The organism is Acinetobacter kyonggiensis (assembly GCF_900107285.1).
GTDB lineage: Bacteria > Pseudomonadota > Gammaproteobacteria > Pseudomonadales > Moraxellaceae > Acinetobacter > Acinetobacter kyonggiensis.
The window spans coordinates 14418-36429 of the sequence record NZ_FNPK01000012.1 but is presented as its reverse complement, the minus strand read 5'-3'; the positions used below and the strand labels follow the sequence as shown (position 1 = coordinate 36429).

Annotated in this window: 19 protein-coding genes; 2 read left to right on the top strand and 17 right to left on the bottom strand. The window is 35.5% G+C overall.

Annotated features, from left to right (window positions below; translation table 11 throughout):
* Window positions 1-3 precede the first annotated feature (3 nt).
* The gene (locus BLV99_RS10875) at window positions 4-1623 is read left to right on the top strand and encodes a Tn7-like element transposition protein TnsE (protein ID WP_092690527.1); all 1620 of its coding nucleotides are present in this window, start codon (window positions 4-6) and stop codon (window positions 1621-1623) included.
* 170 nt (window positions 1624-1793) lie between these two features.
* The gene (locus BLV99_RS10870) at window positions 1794-3164 is read left to right on the top strand and encodes a phosphohexomutase domain-containing protein (RefSeq protein ID WP_167356325.1); all 1371 of its coding nucleotides are present in this window, start codon (window positions 1794-1796) and stop codon (window positions 3162-3164) included.
* Between the two features lie 79 nt (window positions 3165-3243).
* On the opposite strand, the gene galE is transcribed toward BLV99_RS10870, so the two are convergent.
* The 17 genes from galE to BLV99_RS10785 form a co-directional block, all read right to left on the bottom strand.
* Window positions 3244-4263: a UDP-glucose 4-epimerase GalE gene (gene galE, locus BLV99_RS10865; protein ID WP_092690525.1), complete on the bottom strand. Its 1020-nt coding sequence runs from the start codon at window positions 4261-4263 to the stop codon at window positions 3244-3246.
* On the bottom strand, window positions 4256-5926 hold the full coding sequence (gene pgi / locus BLV99_RS10860) for a glucose-6-phosphate isomerase (protein ID WP_092690522.1): 1671 nt from the start codon (window positions 5924-5926) through the stop codon (window positions 4256-4258). The genes galE and pgi overlap by 8 nt, the downstream gene beginning before the upstream one ends.
* Window positions 5923-7188 carry a UDP binding domain-containing protein gene (locus BLV99_RS10855; protein WP_092690519.1) on the bottom strand — a complete coding sequence of 422 codons (1266 nt, stop codon included), beginning with the start codon at window positions 7186-7188 and terminating at the stop codon, window positions 5923-5925. The genes pgi and BLV99_RS10855 overlap by 4 nt, the downstream gene beginning before the upstream one ends.
* Before the next feature lie 12 nt (window positions 7189-7200).
* Window positions 7201-8076, bottom strand: a complete 876-nt coding sequence (galU, locus tag BLV99_RS10850; protein WP_092690516.1) for a UTP--glucose-1-phosphate uridylyltransferase GalU — start codon at window positions 8074-8076, stop codon at window positions 7201-7203.
* Window positions 8077-8118: 42 nt separating this feature from the next.
* The gene (locus BLV99_RS10845; protein WP_092690513.1) at window positions 8119-8742 is read right to left on the bottom strand and encodes a sugar transferase; all 624 of its coding nucleotides are present in this window, start codon (window positions 8740-8742) and stop codon (window positions 8119-8121) included.
* 28 nt (window positions 8743-8770) lie between these two features.
* The gene (locus BLV99_RS10840) at window positions 8771-9565 is read right to left on the bottom strand and encodes a glycosyltransferase (protein ID WP_092690511.1); all 795 of its coding nucleotides are present in this window, start codon (window positions 9563-9565) and stop codon (window positions 8771-8773) included.
* The gene (locus BLV99_RS10835) at window positions 9555-10439 is read right to left on the bottom strand and encodes a glycosyltransferase family 2 protein (protein ID WP_092690508.1); all 885 of its coding nucleotides are present in this window, start codon (window positions 10437-10439) and stop codon (window positions 9555-9557) included. Before BLV99_RS10835 ends, BLV99_RS10840 begins: the two co-directional genes overlap by 11 nt.
* Before the next feature lie 19 nt (window positions 10440-10458).
* Entirely contained in the window at window positions 10459-11631 is a 1173-nt protein-coding gene (locus tag BLV99_RS10830) for an O-antigen polymerase (protein ID WP_092690506.1), read from the bottom strand.
* Window positions 11632-11636: 5 nt separating this feature from the next.
* The gene (locus BLV99_RS10825) at window positions 11637-12767 is read right to left on the bottom strand and encodes a glycosyltransferase (protein WP_092690503.1); all 1131 of its coding nucleotides are present in this window, start codon (window positions 12765-12767) and stop codon (window positions 11637-11639) included.
* Between the two features lie 3 nt (window positions 12768-12770).
* Complete coding sequence (rfbC, locus tag BLV99_RS10820) at window positions 12771-13334, bottom strand: dTDP-4-dehydrorhamnose 3,5-epimerase (protein WP_092690500.1); 564 nt, start codon at window positions 13332-13334, stop codon at window positions 12771-12773.
* Between the two features lie 60 nt (window positions 13335-13394).
* Complete coding sequence (rfbA, locus tag BLV99_RS10815) at window positions 13395-14294, bottom strand: glucose-1-phosphate thymidylyltransferase RfbA (protein WP_092690498.1); 900 nt, start codon at window positions 14292-14294, stop codon at window positions 13395-13397.
* Between the two features lies 1 nt (window position 14295).
* Window positions 14296-15201, bottom strand: coding sequence for a dTDP-4-dehydrorhamnose reductase (gene rfbD, locus BLV99_RS10810; protein ID WP_092690496.1), 906 nt, complete (start codon window positions 15199-15201; stop codon window positions 14296-14298).
* Between the two features lie 9 nt (window positions 15202-15210).
* Window positions 15211-16287 carry a dTDP-glucose 4,6-dehydratase gene (gene rfbB / locus BLV99_RS10805; protein ID WP_092690492.1) on the bottom strand — a complete coding sequence of 359 codons (1077 nt, stop codon included), beginning with the start codon at window positions 16285-16287 and terminating at the stop codon, window positions 15211-15213.
* Window positions 16288-16298: 11 nt separating this feature from the next.
* Complete coding sequence (locus BLV99_RS10800; protein ID WP_092690648.1) at window positions 16299-17465, bottom strand: nucleotide sugar dehydrogenase; 1167 nt, start codon at window positions 17463-17465, stop codon at window positions 16299-16301.
* 13 nt (window positions 17466-17478) lie between these two features.
* Complete coding sequence (locus BLV99_RS10795; protein WP_092690489.1) at window positions 17479-18747, bottom strand: oligosaccharide flippase family protein; 1269 nt, start codon at window positions 18745-18747, stop codon at window positions 17479-17481.
* A gap of 153 nt (window positions 18748-18900) precedes the next feature.
* Entirely contained in the window at window positions 18901-20763 is a 1863-nt protein-coding gene (locus BLV99_RS10790; protein WP_092690487.1) for a polysaccharide biosynthesis protein, read from the bottom strand.
* Between the two features lie 64 nt (window positions 20764-20827).
* A complete protein-coding gene (locus BLV99_RS10785; RefSeq protein WP_092690484.1) occupies window positions 20828-21997 on the bottom strand; it encodes a DegT/DnrJ/EryC1/StrS family aminotransferase in 1170 nt (389 codons plus the stop codon).
* Between the last annotated feature and the right edge of the window lie 15 nt (window positions 21998-22012).

Sequence of the window (22012 nt, the reverse complement as noted above, 5' to 3'; positions counted from 1 at the left end):
ATAGTGAGGACTCTTCCTTTAGCCTGTGTACCAAAAGAAAACATTTACTATTATGCAACGCAGATTACTCATCGTGGGGAAACTCGTTTTGATATCGATACCACTTTATGTGATGCACCTGATAATAGATATTTTGATACTACAATGCCAATTGAAAGCATCCTCTTATATCACTACAAAACACCGCTAAATCAAATTGACCCAGTACCTCTAGTCAACCGTAAGCTCACTCAAATCAATTTGGGAAATTTGAACGAGACCAATGCAGAAAATCCAACTGTAAATACTCATCCAACATATCGAAATCGTTCTTGCTTCAGTTTCCAATATCACAATCCTGAAGATGCTTTGGATGGGTGGACCATTCAAATACCTAAACTGGTATTAGGACGAGATCTTCTCTTCTCTCACCCCTATTTTTTACGTGCGGCACTGTTTGCTGAAAGATACACAACTGATGTACTAATTGATCGCAATGAAAAGAAAGCATTTCATATTTTTATTGCACCGAACAGAAAAATAACTGCAAAGGATTTAAAAGATCGTGTTTTTCTACAAAAACTCGCCTTAATTCTTTTACACCCTGAATTAAATCAGGCATTCTTAAGTGTTTATGAAAAAACCATTGCAAATCAGGCTCATTCCCAAGCCTATCACTTTGATATGGATGCCCCTGTCTTGGACAACATTCAACTCGATATGGATGGTTGCATGTATCCAGAAAAAAATATTTTTCGGATCGAGCGTATCAATTCGTTCGAAAATTTAAAAACAGGAATAGAGAAGCCCATTATATTTCATGTGGTCTCTCAAAAAAAATTGAGAAAAATTAAAGATGTATTTAATAAAAATGAGCAGCTTAAAAAGCAAGTGAGCCAAGATAAATCTAAACTTGACAGTGAAGCTAATACTGATATCGATCAGCAAATTACACAACTTCGAAATAAAGTTGGGCAAATTCTTACTATTGAAGACCTACGCTTCTCTATACATGCCTCCCGTTCAGAAATTGCCGGTCAAGGAGGGAATACAGGTAGAAAAAATGATTCAATAGAGCATGGTTTTGCAGGTGGCGAAGCACAAGATGATGGTACTTTACCAGGCTTTACTATAGATTCAGGAACCGCTTTTGTAGATGAGCATCATCATAATTTTTTCCTAATGATAAAAGAAATCGAGAAAAAGGGATATAAAGTCATAAACATCCATAATAAAGATTTCGTAAAATGTGGCAGATTTAAAGGACATAAACTCAAGAATGGTAAAAATCGCCGATTTTATGTAACACTAATACTTGATCAGAATCATAATGAGCTGTTTTACTTATGTGAAATAGATACATCAGATGGGAAAAAAAATATTTCCACACTCATGCTCCGGTATAATTTTAATACCAATCGATTCATGAATCGGCAGATAGAGCCTTTCAAAATTGCAATCCTGTCACAATCTCTAAGTTGGCCTAAAGAATTCTTGGCTACAATTCATAACATAGAGCCATATATGATTAACCATCCTGCAAAAGACCTTATTGCCGTTGATGCTCGTTATTATGAAGGCTGGGCAGAGCGTATTCTTGAGAAATGGCGCTCAGTAAAAAATTCATCTTCACCAATCACATAACTCATACTCGATAATATAGATCATGAGATTGAGATAAAAAACCGATTGAACATCACATAAATAAGGCGGTTACAATCATGACTGCACGAAATCCGATGAGAGAATTATAGTGCTATGATATGGTCACTCCTTCCGTTTCCCATTAGTTTTAAAGGATCTTGATAACTCACATGATAAAACTCACATGCTTTAAAGCCTACGATATTCGTGGAAAATTGGGTGAAGAATTAAACGAAGACATCGCTTATAAAATTGGCCGGGCTTATGGTCAGATTTATCAACCTAAAACAGTGGTAATCGGTTGTGATGTTCGTTTGAGCAGTGAAGCATTAAAACAAGCCACCATTCGTGGTTTAAATGATGCAGGCGTTAATGTCCTCGATTTAGGTATGACAGGCACAGAAGAAGTATATTTCGGTGCATTCCATCTCGATGTTCAAGGTGGCATTGAAATTACCGCGAGCCATAATCCTATGGATTATAACGGCATGAAATTGGTTCGTGAAAATTCACGTCCAATCAGTGCAGATACAGGTCTAAAAGAGATCCGTGCTTTAGCTGAAAAAGCTGAGTTTAGTGAAGTTGCACAAAAAGGCACAACTCAAAACTACAATATTTTGCCTGAATTTATTGAACATCTGATGACTTACATTGATGTTTCAAAAATACGTCCAATTAAATTAGTAGTAAATGCCGGAAATGGTGCTGCAGGTCATGTCGTTGATGCGATTCAAGCGAAATTTGAAACACTGAATGTACCGATTGAATTTGTTAAAATTCATCATGAAGCAGATGGCACTTTCCCGAATGGTATTCCCAATCCACTTTTGATTGAAAACCGTGATAGTACCCGTGATGCGGTATTAAAACATCAAGCAGGTATGGGTATTGCCTGGGATGGTGACTTCGACCGTTGCTTCCTTTTTGATGAAAAAGGTCAATTTATTGAAGGCTACTATATTGTCGGTCTACTGGCTCAAGCCTTTTTACTGAAACAATCGGGTGAAAAAATTGTACACGATCCACGTCTAGTGTGGAATACACTTGATGTCGTTGAGCAATATCAAGGTGTTGCTGTACAATCAAAATCAGGTCATGCCTTCATTAAAGATGTCATGCGTGAGCATAACGCGGTATATGGCGGTGAAATGAGTGCACATCACTATTTCCGTGACTTCGCTTATTGCGATAGTGGCATGATTCCTTGGTTATTGGCCGTTGTCGTATTATCGGAAACCAAACAATCATTATCAAGTCTTGTAGAAGAAATGATTGCCAAATTCCCATGTTCGGGTGAAATCAACTTTAAAGTTGCTGATACTCAAACTACGATTCAAAAGATTTTTGATCACTATGATGAGCAAAAACCAGTGATTGATTACACAGATGGTGTGAGTCTAGATTTCGGTGAATGGCGTTTAAATGTCCGTGCTTCAAATACTGAACCACTATTGCGTTTAAACATTGAAAGCCGTCGCGATCAAAATCCAAAAAGCATCCAGGCATATGTGGATGAAGTGACCCAATTGATCGAAGGCTAAAAACCTCAATTAATCAAAAAGGAGCTTTTATTTAGCTCCTTTTTGATTTGATGAACGAGCTACAAAACTACTTAGGATATTAATCACGATAACCATTCGGGTTTTGTTTTTGCCAATTCCAACTATCTGCCAACATATCTTCTAAGCCATATTGCGGCTGCCAGCCCAATTCTGCTACAGCACGCGTATTATCGGCAAATGATGTTGCTACATCCCCTTCACGCCGTGCTACAAACTCAAAAGCAACTGCTACGCCAGTGACCTGTTCAAAGGTATTTTTGACTTGTAAAACCGATGAACCATTGCCTGTGCCAATATTCCATGCACGACAACCTTGAGCATTTAAACGATTATTCAACGCACATAAATGCGCACGGGCTAAATCGACCACATGGATATAATCACGCACGCCAGTCCCATCAACTGTATCGTAATCATTGCCAAAAATAGCCAATTTTTCTCGACGCCCGACTGCAACCTGAGTCACATAAGGCATCAGATTATTCGGAATACCTTGTGGATCTTCACCAATGCGACCACTTTTATGCGCACCAACGGGATTAAAATAACGCAGTAATGCAATCGACCAACGCTCATCAGCTACGGATAACTTTTGCAACAGTTGTTCAACGATCAGTTTGGTATAACCATAATTATTGTTGGGTATGCCTGTTGGCATATCTTCATTCAGCGGTGACGTATTGGCTTCATCATAGACCGTTGCCGATGAGCTAAACACTAAATTAAATACCTTTGCGCGTTGCATCGCTTGCACTAAACAAATCGAACCCGCAATATTATGGTCAAAATACTTCAGTGGAATCTGCTGACTTTCACCTACGGCTTTTAAACCCGCAAAATGAATGACGGCATCAATCTGATGTTCAGCAAAGACGGTATCCAAAATTTCAGCATCTCGAATATCCCCTTGCATAAAGATCAACGATTTCTCTGTCAGTTCTTGCACACGTGTTAAAGACTGTTCAGAACTATTGGATAAATTATCCAGCACAACAACCTCATGCCCTGAATTTAACAGTTCAACACAGGTATGTGAGCCAATATAACCTGCACCACCCGTCACTAAAATTTTAGCCATCAGCTTTTCCCAGTAAAATTCTTAATAGACCTTGCGTTGAAGAATCAAGATCAGAAACATCAGCTTGCTCTTGATTGAGAATCGGTAACAGTTGATTGGCAATTTCTTTACCTTTTTCTACGCCCCATTGGTCAAAGGGATTAATATTCCACATCACAGATTGCACAAATACCTTGTGCTCATACATCGCAATCAGCATACCTAAACTACGTGGATTCAACTCTTTTAACAGAATTGTTGTGGTCGGTTGGTTGCCTGCATATTGTTTATATTTGGGTGAACTTTCTACTTCTTTCGGATCTAGAACATGATTGCCAAAGGCCAATAGACGTGATTGTGCCAAACAATTCGATAAGGCTAAATGGTGTTGTTCAACTAAAGCCTCTGCATTTTCAACATAGGTAAATTGATTGGCATTATAGCGTTTCACCGGTGCAATAAAGTCACAACTCACAGCATGTGTACCTTGATGCAGTAGCTGATAAAAAGCATGCTGGGCATTTGGTCCAACTTCACCCCATAAAATTGGGCATGTATCTGATACGACCTTTTCACCAGAACGCTGAATCGACTTACCATTCGACTCCATTTCTAATTGCTGTAAATAAGCCGCAAAATATTTCAGCCGACCATCATAAGGAAGTACCGCATGAGTTTGAATATTCAGGAAGTTGTTATTCCATATTCCCAATAAACCCATCAACACAGGAATATTTTGTTCAAGTGGTGTGTTCTGAAAATGCTGATCCATTTCATAAGCACCAGCAAGCAACTGTTTAAAGCCCTCGACCCCAATACTTAATGCAATAGGCAAACCAATACACGACCATAGTGAATAGCGTCCACCGACCCAATCCCACAATAAGAATTGATTTTCAGTGCTGATTCCCCACTCGGTCATCTTATCGGGCTTGGTTGAAACACCAACAAAGTGACATCTTAGAACTGATTTCGACGTTCCTAAAGATTGCTCAAGCCAGCATTTTGCCGTTTGTGCATTAGAAAGCGTATCAATGGTGCCAAAAGACTTGGATGAAATAATAAATAAGGTGGTTTCTGGACGAAACTGATGTAAAAGATCTGAAAGTTGGCTGCCATCCATCGTTGAAACAAAGTGGACTTTTAATTTTTGAGCAGTTTGAACTTTAAAATCAGTCAGCGCTTGAGACACCATTAAAGGACCAAGATCTGATCCACCGACACCAATATTGACCACATCATGGATGACCTCACCTGTAGCTCCCCGATACTGACCCTGATGAATTTTTTCGACCAATTGATACATACGATCAAGCTGACTATGTACCTGCGCTGCCAAATCTGCATGTGTACTATCTTGCTTCGGCAAACGCAAAGCCCAATGCATCGCTGCGCGATTTTCAGTGTAATTAATTTTTTCTAAAGAAAATAAGCGCTGAATCCAGTTACCCAAATGTTGTGATTCCGCATAACAAATAAGCTCGTTAATAATACGCTCATCAACACGGTGCTTACTATAATCAAAACATAACTGACCCGCATGAACGGAATATTCATCAAAACGTTTTTTATTTTTTTTAAATAAATAATTTAAATTAATCTCTTGCTCTTGTTGGGCAAAACTTTTTAGTTTTTCCTGAATCAGATCCGTATCATGCAAGGGAAATTTTTCAATACTATTCATGAACGCCCTACCCCCTCATATGCAAATCCTTGCGCTTTCACATAAGATGGATCATAGACATTACGACCATCTAAAATAAAAGGATGTTGCATCAACTGTTTTAAATATTTGTAATCTGGGCTCCAATATTGTTTCCATGCGGTAATCAAACAGAGTGCATCAGCGCCACGTGCTGCTTCATATTGATCATCACACAAAACTAAATCATCTCGCTGCCCATAAATACGTTCAATTTCTTTTAATGCTTTCGGATCATGCAGTTTAACCGTCACGCCTTGTGCCCAAAACGCATGCAGCATGCTATGAATGGGTGAATTCACTACACTTGAAGACTTCGCTTTAAATGCCGCACCCCAAATGGCAATTGTTTTACCCTGAAGTTCAGCGTGATAATAATTCCAAAATTTTCGAAACAGGACTTCTTTTTGCTGTTCGTTAATTTCCCAAACTTGTTGTAAGAGTCGACTATGGTTTCCTGAATCAAAAATAGTTTGCGATAAAGTCAGAATATCACGCGAGAAATTTTCACCACCAAAACCAACACCCGCATATAAATAACTAGATCCAATACGATTATCCGCACTGAGGCCTTTGCGTACATTTTCAATATCAATATTCAATTTTTCAGCAACCAAAGCCAAATCATTCATAAAGCTAATGCGTGTTGCCAACATGCCGGAAATACTGAGTTTGGTGAATTCAGCATCTAAAATGGGCATAAAAATAAGTTGCTCTTCCCGTGGAAAGAACGGACGTAGAAGTTCTGTAATCTGCATTTTTGCAAATTGATCTTGATCAAAACCAACGACAATAGATTTCGCCTGAGTCAAACTCTCTATCGAACGACCATCCTGTATGATATCCGGTAGGTAAACCCACGCATCTTTAGGTAAAAGCTGCTGGAGTTTTGATGTCCCATTAAAGCCAAAGGTAGAACCATTAATCATGAGCTTGGGATGAATAATCGCTTTTTGGCTTAAATTCTCAGCAAGCGCGATCGCGTCATCAAAATTTGAAGGGTTAAATGCAAATAAATAAACATCAAAGTCTTTTTCAAGAATAGATTGATCTGTGATCTGTAAAAAATTTTGACTCAGCTGCATTTCTATCGCATGTGTTAGCTCTGAATCAAAATTTAACTGCCCTAGCTCAAAATGTGTTAAATCTGATTCGGGACACCAAGAAACAAAGTGACCCATTTCTGCAGATAAGGCACTCATTACGGCTGCCTGTAAAGTTGCACCGAATACCGCAATTTTCATAATTGACTAACCTTAAATTTCTAATTCTTTAATCAGCTGTTTAAAATCAGCGCCTAATGTTGCATGTTCAACACCGTAGTGTAACACCGCTTTGAGATAACCAATTTTACTACCACAGTCAAAAGTTTGACCTTTCATTCGGTACGCTTCAACTGCTTCCGTTTGCTGTAACATTGCAATCGCATCGGTTAGTTGAATTTCATTGCCTGCGCCCTTAGGTGTTTGTTCTAAAAGTTGCATAATTTTTGCTGGCAAAACATAACGTCCAACCACTGACAAATTCGATGGTGCTGTACCCACTGCTGGCTTTTCTACAATACCTTGCATGACAATACTTTGACCTTCTGCCGGACTTTCTTGTACATCCACAATGCCATACTGATCGACCATATCATCAGGCACAGCTTCCACCATAATCTGCGCAGCTTGATTTTGACTAAAACGCTCAATCATCTTTGCCAAGTCATTTTTTTCGGCGCTATCTTTGACTAAAACATCAGGTAATAAAACTGCAAATGCTTCATGACCTACAATGTCTTTTGCACAAAGTACGGCATGGCCTAAACCGAGCGGTTGTGGTTGACGTACACTGACAATACTGACATGAGCGGGTACTATTTCTGTAATCAATTTTAATAAATCATATTTCTTTTTATTTTCTAATGTCGCCTCAAGTTCAAAATTGCGATCGAAATAATTTTCGATGGATGCTTTGGATGAATGCGTCACCAAAATAATTTGCTCAATACCCGCTGCAATCGCTTCTTTAATGACATATTCAATGGCAGGACGATCAACCACCGTCACCATTTCTTTAGGAATGGATTTGCTTGCAGGTAAAAAACGTGTACCTAAGCCTGCAACAGGAAGAATAGCTTTTTTGATCATAATACATTTACTAATAAAATTTAGATAAGTAAGTTAAGTATCTTACTTCTGAGATAAATCAGCTTCAGATGATTTCTGTTCAGAAAAGCGCACCGCACCTACCACTTGATCAGAAGCATTAATCCCCTCTTTTTTCAACATAACGATAACAGTTTTAAACATAATCTTGAAATCGAGCCCAATCGATTGCTGATCGACATATTCTACATCTAATTCGAATTTTTCTTCCCAAGATAAGTGATTACGCCCACTGACTTGTGCCAACCCTGTCATACCGGGACGAACTTCATGGCGACGCATTTGTTCAGGAGTATAATGTTCTAGAAAATCCTTCATTTGAGGGCGAGGACCAACAATACTCATGTCCCCTTTTAACACATTGATTAATTGTGGCATTTCATCTAATGTAGTAGAACGCAATTTATGACCAAAAGCGGTAATTCGCTCTTCATCAGGTAAAAGATGACCATTTTGATCAAAAGCATCTTTCATTGATCTAAACTTGATCATCTTAAAAATTTTTCCATTTAGACCTGGACGCTCTTGCAAAAAGAAAACAGGTGAGCCTAGGTTTTTTCTTACTTTGTAGAAAACGAAACCAAAAACAGGTAATAAAAAAATTAAGGCCACTAAAACAATTATAATATCCACAAACCTTTTTAGCATTATCATAAACCCATAAAACTTTAATTTATTAAAACTGATTTAAACATTTAGAATTAAGTTGTTCCCGATTTTTATCATAAAACCACCCCCACTTATTAAAATATTGTATCGCACTTTTTAAATGAGCTTGAAGTAATTGTTTGCTTTTATAAGATGCCTGTTCATGCTGATGTACAATATGGGCTAAAGGATAATAAACATTCCCATACTTTTCTGCACAGCGTCTTGATATATCTATATCTTCCATATACATAAAAAAACGCTCATCAAATCCTTTTAAATCTATTAAGCATTCAGACCTAAATAGCATAAAACATCCTGAAAGATACGGTACAAAAGATGGCTTATCCAGAGGTAAAGCTTTTAACAAATATTTTTGATCAAGTTTATGAGCTAAGATTGCAGAAAATCTACGAGTAAATAAGTTTAATGGTGATGGCAACAACCTTGCCCCATACTGGTTTTCACCATTTTCATAAACTATTTTTGGTAAAAAGAGACCTTCAGTCCTAGTTTCAGCAAATTGAATCAATCTTTCAAACTGAGAAACATCAAAATTAATATCAGGATTACAAATTAGAAAAAAATCTGATTCTGATGCAAATTTTTGAATTGCAATATTATGCCCATAACCGAAACCAAAATTTCCTCCAGATTTCATATAAATTACTTTAGGATGATTATATTTAATCGCCCATTCACTTTGATCATTATCTATTAAAATAATTTTCCCAACTAAATCAGAGGATTCTAAACTATGTAAAGTTGGTTTTAAATCCTCAAAATTATGCTTATAAATAACAATTGAAGTATTAATTTTCATTTAAAATACCTTTTTTATTACTTAAACCATCTCTAACTGCCAGCAGTAAAAATTTTATATAATCAATTTTATTTTTTTGTGTAGCAAATAGAATACAGGTAGCAATAAAATTATTCAAAAACATATTAGCTATCCATAACTTGCTAATATGGCTCATTCGCCATAGCAAAAATAAATTACGAATTCTATAATATCTTCGATATGGGGAATGTACAGGACAATTTATACTTCCCAGTCTTACTGTTTTTTCACCTATACTATGATACATAAGTGCATTATTTGAAATATATATTTTATATCCCTTATTTAAAGCTCGCAAACACCATTCAGTGTCTACATAATCAATAAAAAGATCCTCATTCATGAATCCAATATCAATAAGAGCTTTAGTACTTACCAAAGATCCAGATGAAATAATCACACCCACTTTTTTTGGTTCATTTATTTGGCTAATATCTATTTTATGAATCAAACCTTTTCTATTAACAAGCAAGCCTGGAGCATAAAACCCTAACTCTTTATCAATAAATTGAGGACCTATAGCTGCCAACTTAACTCCTGATTTTTTTACAGACAAAAAATCCCCTGTAAGTTTATCTAAAAAACTTTGATCAATCGTACTATCTTGATCAAAAAAAATAATGTAATCTGCCCCATTTCTTACAGCTTTATTTATTCCAATATTTTGAGCTTTAGCAATACCAAGATTTTTTTCTAAATTTATAACAGAATACTTATTTTTATTTTTTAAAAAAGAAGTATTCGAATTATTATCCACAACGATACATTGAAAATCATTATCAGTTAAAATATTTAGCAATGATAGAACATTATCAATATTTGGATTATAAGTGACTATAACTGCAAAATTCATTTAATTTATTCCCAATTACCTATTTAGCTTTTAGGTAATGACAAAAAAATGGAAACAAAAGTATAATAAATATTACACCCGGTGAAAATATTGGTGCCTGGAATAAACTACTATACAACATAAAAGAAACATAAACCAAGTATTTATTTCTTTTATCTTGACTACTTATTAAAAATGAAGAATATATTAAATAAGTAATAAAAATAAAAACTAATACTGGTGCAAAATAACCATTATCAACAAAAAAGAAATTAAACAAGGTACCAAATGCATTGTACCAACTATTACTACTAAAGGAATAGAGTCTAAACTCACTTAATAAAGAAGGATAATAAGCATATGGTAAAAGTTTACCATCAATACCTAGTAAAAAACTTACAGGTGCCAAAAAGCTTGTAACAACAATTCTAAATGGATACCCATCATAATTCAAAATAGAAAAATCGATACTCTGTGCTAAAATAAATGGTGGTAATAAATGATATTCTAAAACCTCTACAAATCCTTGAAGAAAAAAATCTGAATCTTCATTTCTTCGACTAATTAACACCCAAAATGATGAAAACACAAGCAATAATATCAAAGCTGAATATTTTCTTATATAATTAAATACATTACCGCCATTTAAAATAGTTTTATAATATAAAATCAAAAGACCAAAATAAATATTAAAACGACCACCATAAGACATGTTAAAAAGTATTAATAAAAATAAAATTAAATAAAAAGCAAGGTTTGCACTTTTATTTTGAGCATTTGAAACAAATACTAAATATGCCCACAATAATGGAATTACATAAAAATTAATTAGCGTTGCTATAGTTGGATGCCCATAAATCATGGTACGCAACGAATCATCAGTGTAATAATTTATTCTTAAATACTCAAAACCCATTTCATAGCCAACACCAAACATAACAATTAAAGGTTTTAATAAAAAAACCAATGCAATAAACATAAAAATAAAATTGTATTTCGAATTCACATTCACTTTTTCAAATTTAATTTTATTTTTCTTCTCAATTATACAAAAAAACAATACAGGTAAAATTAAAGAAATATATAAAAACAAAATTAAGATACCAACCTTATAATTTTGAATATAGCTATAGTTAAATCTATCATAACAAAAAAAACCAATAATTTGGAAAAATGATAATATAATCAAAGGTAAGAAAATTTTAAATCGCATAAAATTTACCGATTTTCATTTTCAAAAAAATTAACTATATTTTTAAATTGCTTTTCCCATGCAAAGTTTTTTATAGCATAATCATGAATTGACATCTCAAAATCGCCCATTTTTTTCTTCCAATCAATTAAATCTTCAATATCTACTGGAGATTCATCTGCTTCAATTGTTTTCACGAAGTTTAAATTTTCAAATGAATCATCAGAATGACTTTTAATGAATGGTAAGTTCATTGCTGTATACTCTTTAGATTTTATTGAACAATTATAATTAACACCACTTCTATGCCGAGCCAATGAGTCTACACCAATGTCCATTTTCTTGAATAAGCTTTTTATTTCAAGATTATTTAATCTACCATGAAAAACTATTTCGTTTTTCAAATTCAACTTATCAGTTAATAATTTTAAATTATTATATTCTGGCTGATTATCCCCAACTATATGAAAAAAAACTTTTATATTGCTTAAGCTCTTATGCTTATATTCATAAATTCCTTTTATAATACGATCATAACCATGCCAATTTTGTAAATTAGCTAATCCAACTATATTAATCTCATTATTTAAAAAATAATTTTGATTATATTGTATAATCTCAATATCATTAAAATTCACACAATTAATAATTCTTAAAGCAGGAATTCCCCATATTTTATTTTGATTTTCACCCATAAAAACCACTAAATCAATATACTTAAAAAACCTTTTTTTTAATATATTATAATATGAAATTGTAATTTTTTGCTTAATTGTACTTACCTCACCACCAAAAGGGTATGCAGGTATCTCCATAATTTTATTAATGCACTTTTTTTTAATTTTTTTTAAAAAAAATGGCAATATAAATACATTAGTTTCATAGCTAATATTTCTTAAATAAAAATACTCATATTTTCTTTCTTTTAACAACTGTAAACAAAATATTAAAAAAAAGAAATAATAAGAAACTCTATTTAATTTTTTGTTATAAACAATTCCATCTAATCTCGCCTCTATACCGTCTGAGTCTCTATATATATAGTCGACTTTAAAATCAATATTCTCAAATGCTTTTATTTGATTCTGTATTTTCTTTGAAATACCATCATTTCCATTTTTATCAACAATATAAGCTGACACATACAATAATCTCATACTTTATCTCCATTGAAGTGCTTTAAATGAAGGCGCATTTTGGTCTTTTTCTGTCAACATCATCTCTAAATCATTTATAATTGGCCAGTCAATTTTTAAATTTTCATCATTCCAAACAATACTACGCTCAGACTCTTTAGAATAATAATTCGTTGTTTTATATAAAAACTGGGTATTATCTTCTAAAGCAATAAAACCATGTGCAAAACCAGCAGGAATCCAGAACTGCTTATGGTTTTCACCTGTAAGCTCCACCCCTACCCACTGACCAAATGTAAGTGAGTCTTGACGAATATCAACAGCTACGTCCCATGCTCGACCTTGAACAACTCGAACCAGTTTTCCTTGGGCATGCGGGTTAAGCTGATAATGTAAACCTCTTAATACACCTTTTTGAGAGTACGAATGATTATCCTGAACAAATTTTGGAATTTCTAGGTTTCGCTCTGTTAAAGCTTGCTCGAAATTCTTTTGGTTAAAACTTTCCATAAACCAACCACGATCATCTGCAAAAACACGTGGCTCAAATATCAATAAATCCTTGATTTTGGTTTCTATTACATTCATTTCCAACAACCTATTTAAAAAATGCAAAAAACCTTTATTAAAAAAGGCTCTTAAAAATTATTACGCTTGGTTTATATGTTCTTGATGGAGCTTTAATAGATATTGTCCATAACCCGTCTTCTTAAAAAATTCGCCACGTGCTTTTAATTGATCTAGATCAATCCAACCATTATTAAATGAAATTTCTTCAAGACTTGCGACTTTTAATCCTTGACGGTTTTCAATGGTCTGAACAAATTGACTTGCTTCTAACAAAGATTCATGCGTGCCTGTATCAAGCCAAGCAAAACCACGCCCCAAAACTTCAACATTTAACTCATTTTTTTCTAAGTAAATGTTATTCACATCTGTAATTTCCAGCTCACCACGATGAGAAGGCTGAATATTTTTTGCAATCTCTACCACGTTATTGTCATAAAAATATAGACCTGTGACAGCATAATTAGACTTTGGCTGTACTGGCTTTTCTTCAATACTTAAAGCTTTACCATTTGCATCGAAATCCACCACACCAAAACGCTCAGGGTCATTCACATAATAACCAAATACTGTTGCACCCGAAGTTTTTAACGCTGCACGCTTTAACTGATCACTAAAATGCTGACCATAAAAAATGTTATCACCCAAAATTAAGCAAACATTATCATCCCCAATAAAATCTTCACCTAAAATAAAGGCTTGCGCCAAGCCATCTGGAGAAGGCTGTACTTTATATGAAAGTTTAATCCCCAATTCCTCACCTGTACCCAATAATTTTTCAAAATTAGGTAAATCTTCTGGCGTAGAAATAATCAATATTTCCCGAATCCCTGCCAACATTAAGACAGATAATGGATAATAAATCATAGGCTTATCATAAATAGGGAGCAGCTGCTTAGATGTGCCCATTGTAATTGGATACAAACGTGTACCCGAACCACCTGCTAAAATAATGCCTTTACGGTTAATCTGTATTGTCATGCTATAAAATCTCTTCAATGACTTGATCTACACCCAGTTGCCATTCAGGCAAGTGAAGCTTAAATGTCTGTTGTAGCTTCTGTGTATTTAATCGTGAATTCAGCGGACGTTTAGCTGGGGTGGGATAAGCTGTTGTCGCAATTGGATGCACCTTTTGTATCGTCAAAACTGTGCCATGATTACGCGCATGAACAAAAATATAATTTGCGTAGTCATACCATGTCGTCTCACCCAAAGGCGCTAAATGATAATGACCATGCAACTGTTTCTGTTGTTCCTTATTTTGTAAAAAATAATAACGTATTACTTGCGCCGTAACATCTGCAATTAAAGCTGCACCTGTAGGTACACCCACCTGATCTTGAATAACATTCAACTCTTCTTTGATCTGAGCAAGCTTTAACATGGTTTTAATAAAATTCTGCCCACGAGCTGCATACACCCAACAAGTACGGAAATTTATAAAACGAGCATTGCTATTTTCTAAAGCAATTTCACCATCACGTTTGGTTTGACCATAATGATTTATCGGTGCTGCGAGATCATCTTCAATCCACGCTGTTTCACCCTGACCATTAAACACATAATCAGTTGAATAATGAATAAGTAAAGCATCCTGCTGTTCGCATAGCTTCGCCAAATGTGCGACAGCAAAATGGTTTATTAAATCAGCCTGTTCTTTTTCAGATTCAGCCTTATCTACAGCTGTATACGCTGTTGCATTAACAACCACATCAGGATTAATACTCTCAATTGCATCCTTAATTGCTGCAAAATTTGCAATATCACCACACAAACCATTAAGATTTATCGTGCGATCCAACGCAACAACTTGCCCTAAAGGCTGCAATGCACGTTGTAATTCCCAACCGACTTGCCCGTTTTTACCCAGTAATAATATTTTCATACTAATACATTAAGCCCGCTCAGTTTGATATTGTTGATTAAGCCAATTCTGATATTCACCACTTTGAATATTTTTCACCCATTGCTGATTGTTTAAATACCATTGTACAGTTTTACGAAGACCCGTTTTAAAGCTTTCTTCTGGAACCCAGCCTAAATCTTGTTGAATTTTACTTGCATCAATTGCATAACGTAAATCATGACCAGGACGATCTGTCACATAAGTAATAAGGTCTACATAATGCTCAACACCTTGAGGTTTATCTGGGGCTAACTCATCTAGCAAGCTACAAATTGCTTTAACCACATCAATATTTTTTTGCTCATTGTGACCCCCAATATTATAGGTTTCACCAACATCAGCCTCAGTCATGACTTTATAAAGTGCACGGGCATGATCTTCAACATAAAGCCAATCACGAATTTGTTGACCGTCACCATATATAGGTAAAGGCTTACCTTGTAACGCATTTAAAATAATAAGTGGAATCAATTTTTCTGGGAAATGATAAGGGCCATAATTGTTTGAACAATTGGTAAGAACGACAGGCAAACCATAAGTTCGATGCCAAGCACGAACCAAGTGATCCGAACTTGCCTTACTTGCAGAATAAGGAGAGCTAGGTGCGTAAGATGTCGTTTCTGTAAATAGGTCATCCGTTCCTTCTAAATCCCCATACACTTCATCTGTAGAAATATGATGAAACCGAAAAACTGCTTTTTTATTTTCATCTAAGCCCAACCAATAATGACGACTTGCTTCCAATAATTGATATGTTCCAATGATATTTGTTTCAATAAAATCAGCTGGCCCTGTAATTGAACGATCTACATGTGATTCAGCCGCTAAATGCATCACCGCATCAGGTTGAAATTCAAAAAAAATTTTATCTAGAGCAACGCGATCACAAATATCAGTTTGTGAAAATTGATAACGCTTATTATGCGCAACCATTTCCAACGACTCTAAATTCCCAGCATAAGTCAGTTTATCTACATTCAATACATTATTATTTGTATTTTCAATGATATGGCGTATAACAGCCGAACCAATAAATCCTGCACCACCAGTAATTAAAATTTTCATAATTTTTCCTATCAATTATCGCCAAACAAATCACGTGTATACACTTTAGCTTTTACCGCTTCCAAATCTGTATGCATACGATTTGCCAAAATTACATCTGACTTAGATAAAAACTCTGTTAATTCACTATATAAAGCATACCCTTCAAACTCTTTAGTTTTTAAAGTTGGCTCATACACAATCACATCAATATTGTATTCTTTTAACTCATACATAATGTCCTGAATCGCAGAATCACGAAAATTATCAGAACCTGATTTCATGGTCAGACGATATATACCCACCACATTTGGACGCTTCTTCAATATCTCTTTGACAATAAATTGCTTACGCGTTTTATTTGAGTGAATAATCGCTTGAATTAAATCCTGTGGAACATCTTTATAGTTGGCTAGCAGCTGCTTGGTATCCTTAGGCAAACAGTAACCACCATAACCAAAGGAAGGATTGTTATAATGCTGACCAATACGAGGATCTAAGCCTACGCCACGCACAATATCAAAACTGTCTAAACCATGCTTAGCACAATAAGTATCTAGCTCATTAAAATAAGCCACACGCATCGCCAAATAAGTATTTGAGAATAACTTGACTGCTTCTGCTTCTGTAGAATGCATACATAAAGTTGGAGCATTTTTCTCTACAGTTGCATTTAAATAGAGCTGAGCAATTGCTTCACCACGTTCCGATTTTTCCCCGACTATAATTCGTGATGGATATAGGTTGTCGTAGAGTGCTTTGCCCTCTCGCAAAAACTCAGGACTAAATATAATTTGTTCTGTTTGAAACTTTGCTTTAATTTGTGCTGTATAACCTACAGGAATCGTAGATTTAATAATAATCGGTGCAGTTGTATTTATCGGTAAAATATCTGCAATAACGCTTTCAATTGAAGATGTATCAAAAGAATTGGTGTCTGAGTCATAATTGGTAGGCGTTGCAATAATAATATAGTCTGCACTCTTATAAGCAGCCTCTTTATTTAGCGTCGCTGTTAATTTTAGCTCAGAGTCCTTTAAAGTTTTCTCAATATAGTCATCTGCGATTGGAGAAAGACGTTGATTAATCAGTTCAACACGTTTGGCATCGATATCTAAACTGGTAACAGTGTGTTGTCGTGCAAATAATACTGCATTTGAGAGCCCTACATACCCCGTGCCGACAACTGTTATATTCAACATCATTTTATTCCTATTGTTTCATTTTTAATGAATGTTTAAAAAATGGAAAAAGGTGGATTTTAAATATTAATCCATCTTTATAAAAATAATTAAATACGGTCAATGAAAGAAGCTCAATGATGAACACACTATAAGCTGCACCGATTAGTCCATATACATAAATCATTGCGTAAGATATCGGTAATGCACTTAAAGCAACGAACAGCATTTTTTTAGAAATATAAGCATAACTTTCTTCTTTCACCATCAATCGTGCTGCAATAGTCCCTAGCCCACTTAACATCGTTGAAAGCGCTAAAATAATGAGTAATTGATAGGCATCTTGGTATGCTGCACCATACAATGTTTCTATAATCCACGGCCCCAATAGCCCTAAGACAGCAACCACAGATAAAGAAACAGCTAAAATAACCAAATTTAGCTTGGCAATCATTACATAAGACTCATAATGACTTTTTTCTCTATAAATTTTACTTAGTACAGAAGTAATCACTGCAAAGTTGATAAATGACCATGCAGTGCCCAGCGTAACAGCCACTGCATAAACCCCAAGATCTTTTAGAGATGTTAGTTTTGCTAACATTAGACTGGTAATTTGTGTATAAAAACTTACGGCTAAGGTGGATATAACTAAAGAACCACCCGCTAAAAAATAATATTTTCGATATTTTTGTTGATTCAGTATCGGTGTTTTAAGACTTCGATTAAACCAGTATCGCTTTAGCAAATATGGAATCAGAGTGACCAACACGATAGGAATGGCAAGATATGCATATTCCAGTTCGAATAGCACAATCACATATCGCACCACTAATGCAATTGACAACCCCACCATATTAACAATTGCATTGATATAAGAGTGAAGAACAGCATTATTATAAACGGCATAAATATCTTGCGTAATAAAGTATGTTGCAAATGCTGTAGCTATACCAAAAATAAGTGTTAATAAGTCGGTAAAAATATATAAACCAAATAATATTGGTAGGCTCATGAACAAAAACAAATAGAATCTTATTTTTTGAGTATTAGATAAATAATTTAATCCAGATTGATGATTCTTACTAACACGTTTAAATAAAATTTCTTGATTACCAAACCAAGTGAGCGTTTGGACAAATGTAAATAATGTTGTAGCTAATGCTATTTTTCCAAAATTAGTTGGCCCAATATATTTTGCAACATATGACGTTACAAAAATCAATCCAAATATTGAGATAACTTTTTCAAGCATCATCCACAGTGAATTAGATACAATTTTTCCTGAAAAAATTCCCATAACTAAAATTAGGCTCTAATATTATTGGTTAATCATAATGATTATAAAATCATATATTGTCGCTATTAACATAAACCGTGCACATTATAATAGCTATAAAAAACAAAGTCTCGTTTTTTTAATATTTTTATCATTTAATGAAAATTAAATAATTTAATTATTTGAATTTAGATGGGGTTTATAACCGTCGACATACTTGACCAATATACTTAATAATTCAGATATTTGATTGTGATTTACATATACTTTTAAATCATTAAAAATATTAAATATTTCATTATAACTGTAGAATATTTCGTATGATTTTAAAATTCTCTGATGCTCAGTTTTCTCTACATTTCCATGATCAATCAACAATTCTTCATACAGCTTTTCACCCGGTCTTAAGCCCGTAAACTGAATTTCAATATCGCCAAGACCTTTTTCATCTATCGGTTTAAAGCCACTCAAACGAATCATTTGCTTGGCTAAATCGACAATTTTTACTGGCTCACCCATATCCAACAAAAAGACATCACCACCTGTTCCCATGGCACCCGCTTGAATCACCAGCTGTGCTGCTTCAGGAATGGTCATAAAGTAACGTGTCACATCTGGGTGCGTGACGGTAACAGGCCCACCTGTTGCAATCTGCTTTTTAAACAGTGGAACGACTGAACCTGAAGAACCCAATACATTACCAAAACGTACAATACTAATTTGTGTTTTCGGATTCATTGAAGCTAAAGCTTGGCAATATAACTCTGCCATGCGCTTGGATGCCCCCATGACATTGGTTGGACGCACGGCTTTATCGGTCGAAATTAAAACAAAAGTTTCGACCCCTTGATTTACTGCTGCATCGACACTTCTTGCCGTACCAATCGAGGTATTATAAATCCCTTCAAATGGATTGGCTTCGACCAAAGGTACGTGCTTATAAGCCGCTGCATGGTAAACCGTTTGTACTTGATACGCTGCAATCACGCGCTCTAGTTTGGTTTGGTTTGTCACCGAACCAAGAACGGGAACAATCTGCACAGCTGAATTTTGTAATTCACGGTCAATCGAATACAGCGCAAACTCAGACATCTCAAATAATACTAAAATTTTCGGCTGATGCTTCACAATCTGACGGCATAACTCCGAGCCAATAGACCCACCCGCTCCAGTGACCATCACCACTTTGTCTTTAATGTTTTTTTCTAAAAGCTCTGCCTTTGGCGGTACAGGATCACGGCCAAGTAAGTCAATAATATCCACTTCACGGATATCCGAGACTTTGACCTGACCATCAACCAATTGGGTCACACCCGGCAATTCCATAATTTTAACGTCGGCCAGCTCAAAGGATTCGATGATTTCTTTTTTTCTTGCTCGACCTACCGATGGCATGGCCAATAAAATTTCTTCAATCTGAAATTTGCCTAATTTATTTGAGATACGTTTAGGTGAATAAATGTTTAAACCACTTAACGATTGCCCTTGCAGCGATGCTTTATCATCAATAAAACACACCGGCAAATAATCATCTGATCGAAATAAAGCGGCTGCAATTTGTTGACCTGCAAGCCCCGCGCCATAGATGGCAACCCGTTTACGATTTTGTTTTTTTGCAAAGGTTTTAAGCGTGGCATAACGAATCACCGCGCGACTCCACCACATCCACGAAAACAGCATAAAGCCGTACATGAGTGGAATACTCATCGGAATAAAAGCCAAATCTAGCTTTTTAATGGCATATAAACCCACAATTTGGATAAATGTCGCGATGGAGATCCGCAGTAAATAATCTTCATTAAATGAACGAACAATCGCACTATAAATGCCAAGCAAGGCAAATATTAAAACACCAAACATTCCGACATAGAGATACCAAAAATCAAGCCCTTGCATTACAGGCACATTTGGCTTTGCCAAACGTATGGCATACACCAACCACATGATTAAAGGTAAGACACAGACATCCATCGCCACGAAAACAAATTGTTTTTGACGACGTGGCAAAGATGCTAAATATCGAATAATGTCTTTCACTAAAAGCTCTAAATTGGAGAAACGTCAGAACACGCAATGGCGCAGATTATACGCCAATTTCAGTTTAAATTTTTGCGATTACAGCGTGAATAGCCGCAATGGTTGTTTGCATACTCTGTTCCGATAAGGTTGGATGCACCAAGAACATCAAACTACTTTCACCAAGTTTTTTGGCATTTTCCAAACGCTTTTCAGGGCGCCAAGGCGTATAATCAAATGCGTGTTCTAAATATACTTCTGAACATGAACCACTAAAACATGGTACACCTAAGGCATTAATGTCCTGCATAATGCGATCACGTGACCAACCTTCTGGCAATTTTTCAATATTCACTTGGACATAACATTTATAACATGCATGCACATAATCATTTGATGGACGATGCACAGTAAAATAAGGGCTATTTTCAAACGCATTTAAAATAATATTAGTATTATCCGTACGCTTTTTTGTCCATTCTGGCATTTTGGTCAACTGGATACGCCCAATCACCGCCTGCATTTCCATCATGCGCCAATTTGTACCAAATGAGTCATGTAGCCAACGGAATCCCGGTGGGTGTTGTTTGTTATAGATGCTGTCAAAATTTTTGCCATGGTCTTTATATGACCACATTTTTTTCCATAACTCTTCATCGTTGGTGGTGACCATACCGCCTTCACCACCCGTGGTCATAATTTTATCCTGACAAAAGGACCATGCGGCAATATGACCAATTGAGCCTGCAAGTTTGCCTTTATATTGGGCACCATGTGCTTGCGCACAGTCTTCAATCACATAAAGACCTTTATCGCGAGCCAATTGCATGATTGGATCCATATCACACATCCAACCTGCCAAATGCACACAAATAATCGCTTTTGTATTAGGTGTCAGCACCGCTTCAATCGTTTGCGCTGAAATATTCTGTGAATCGAGTTCTACATCAGCAAAAACTGGGTTCGCCCCTGCTGTCACAATTGAACTGGCTGAAGCCAAAAAGGTCCGCGAGGTGACAATCACATCCTCGCCTGCACCGATACCTAATGCCTTTAATGCGACATCTAACGCAACCGTGCCATTGGCTAATGCGACTGCATATTGAGTACCTGCGAACTGTGCAAATTCTTTTTCAAATTCACGGCACTCTTGCCCTGTCCAATAGTTTACTTTGTTTGATAATAAAACTTTAGCTACAGCATCCGCTTCAAATTGAGTAAAGCTTGGCCATGGTTCAAATGCAGTATTGAGCATGATTCATTCCTAATT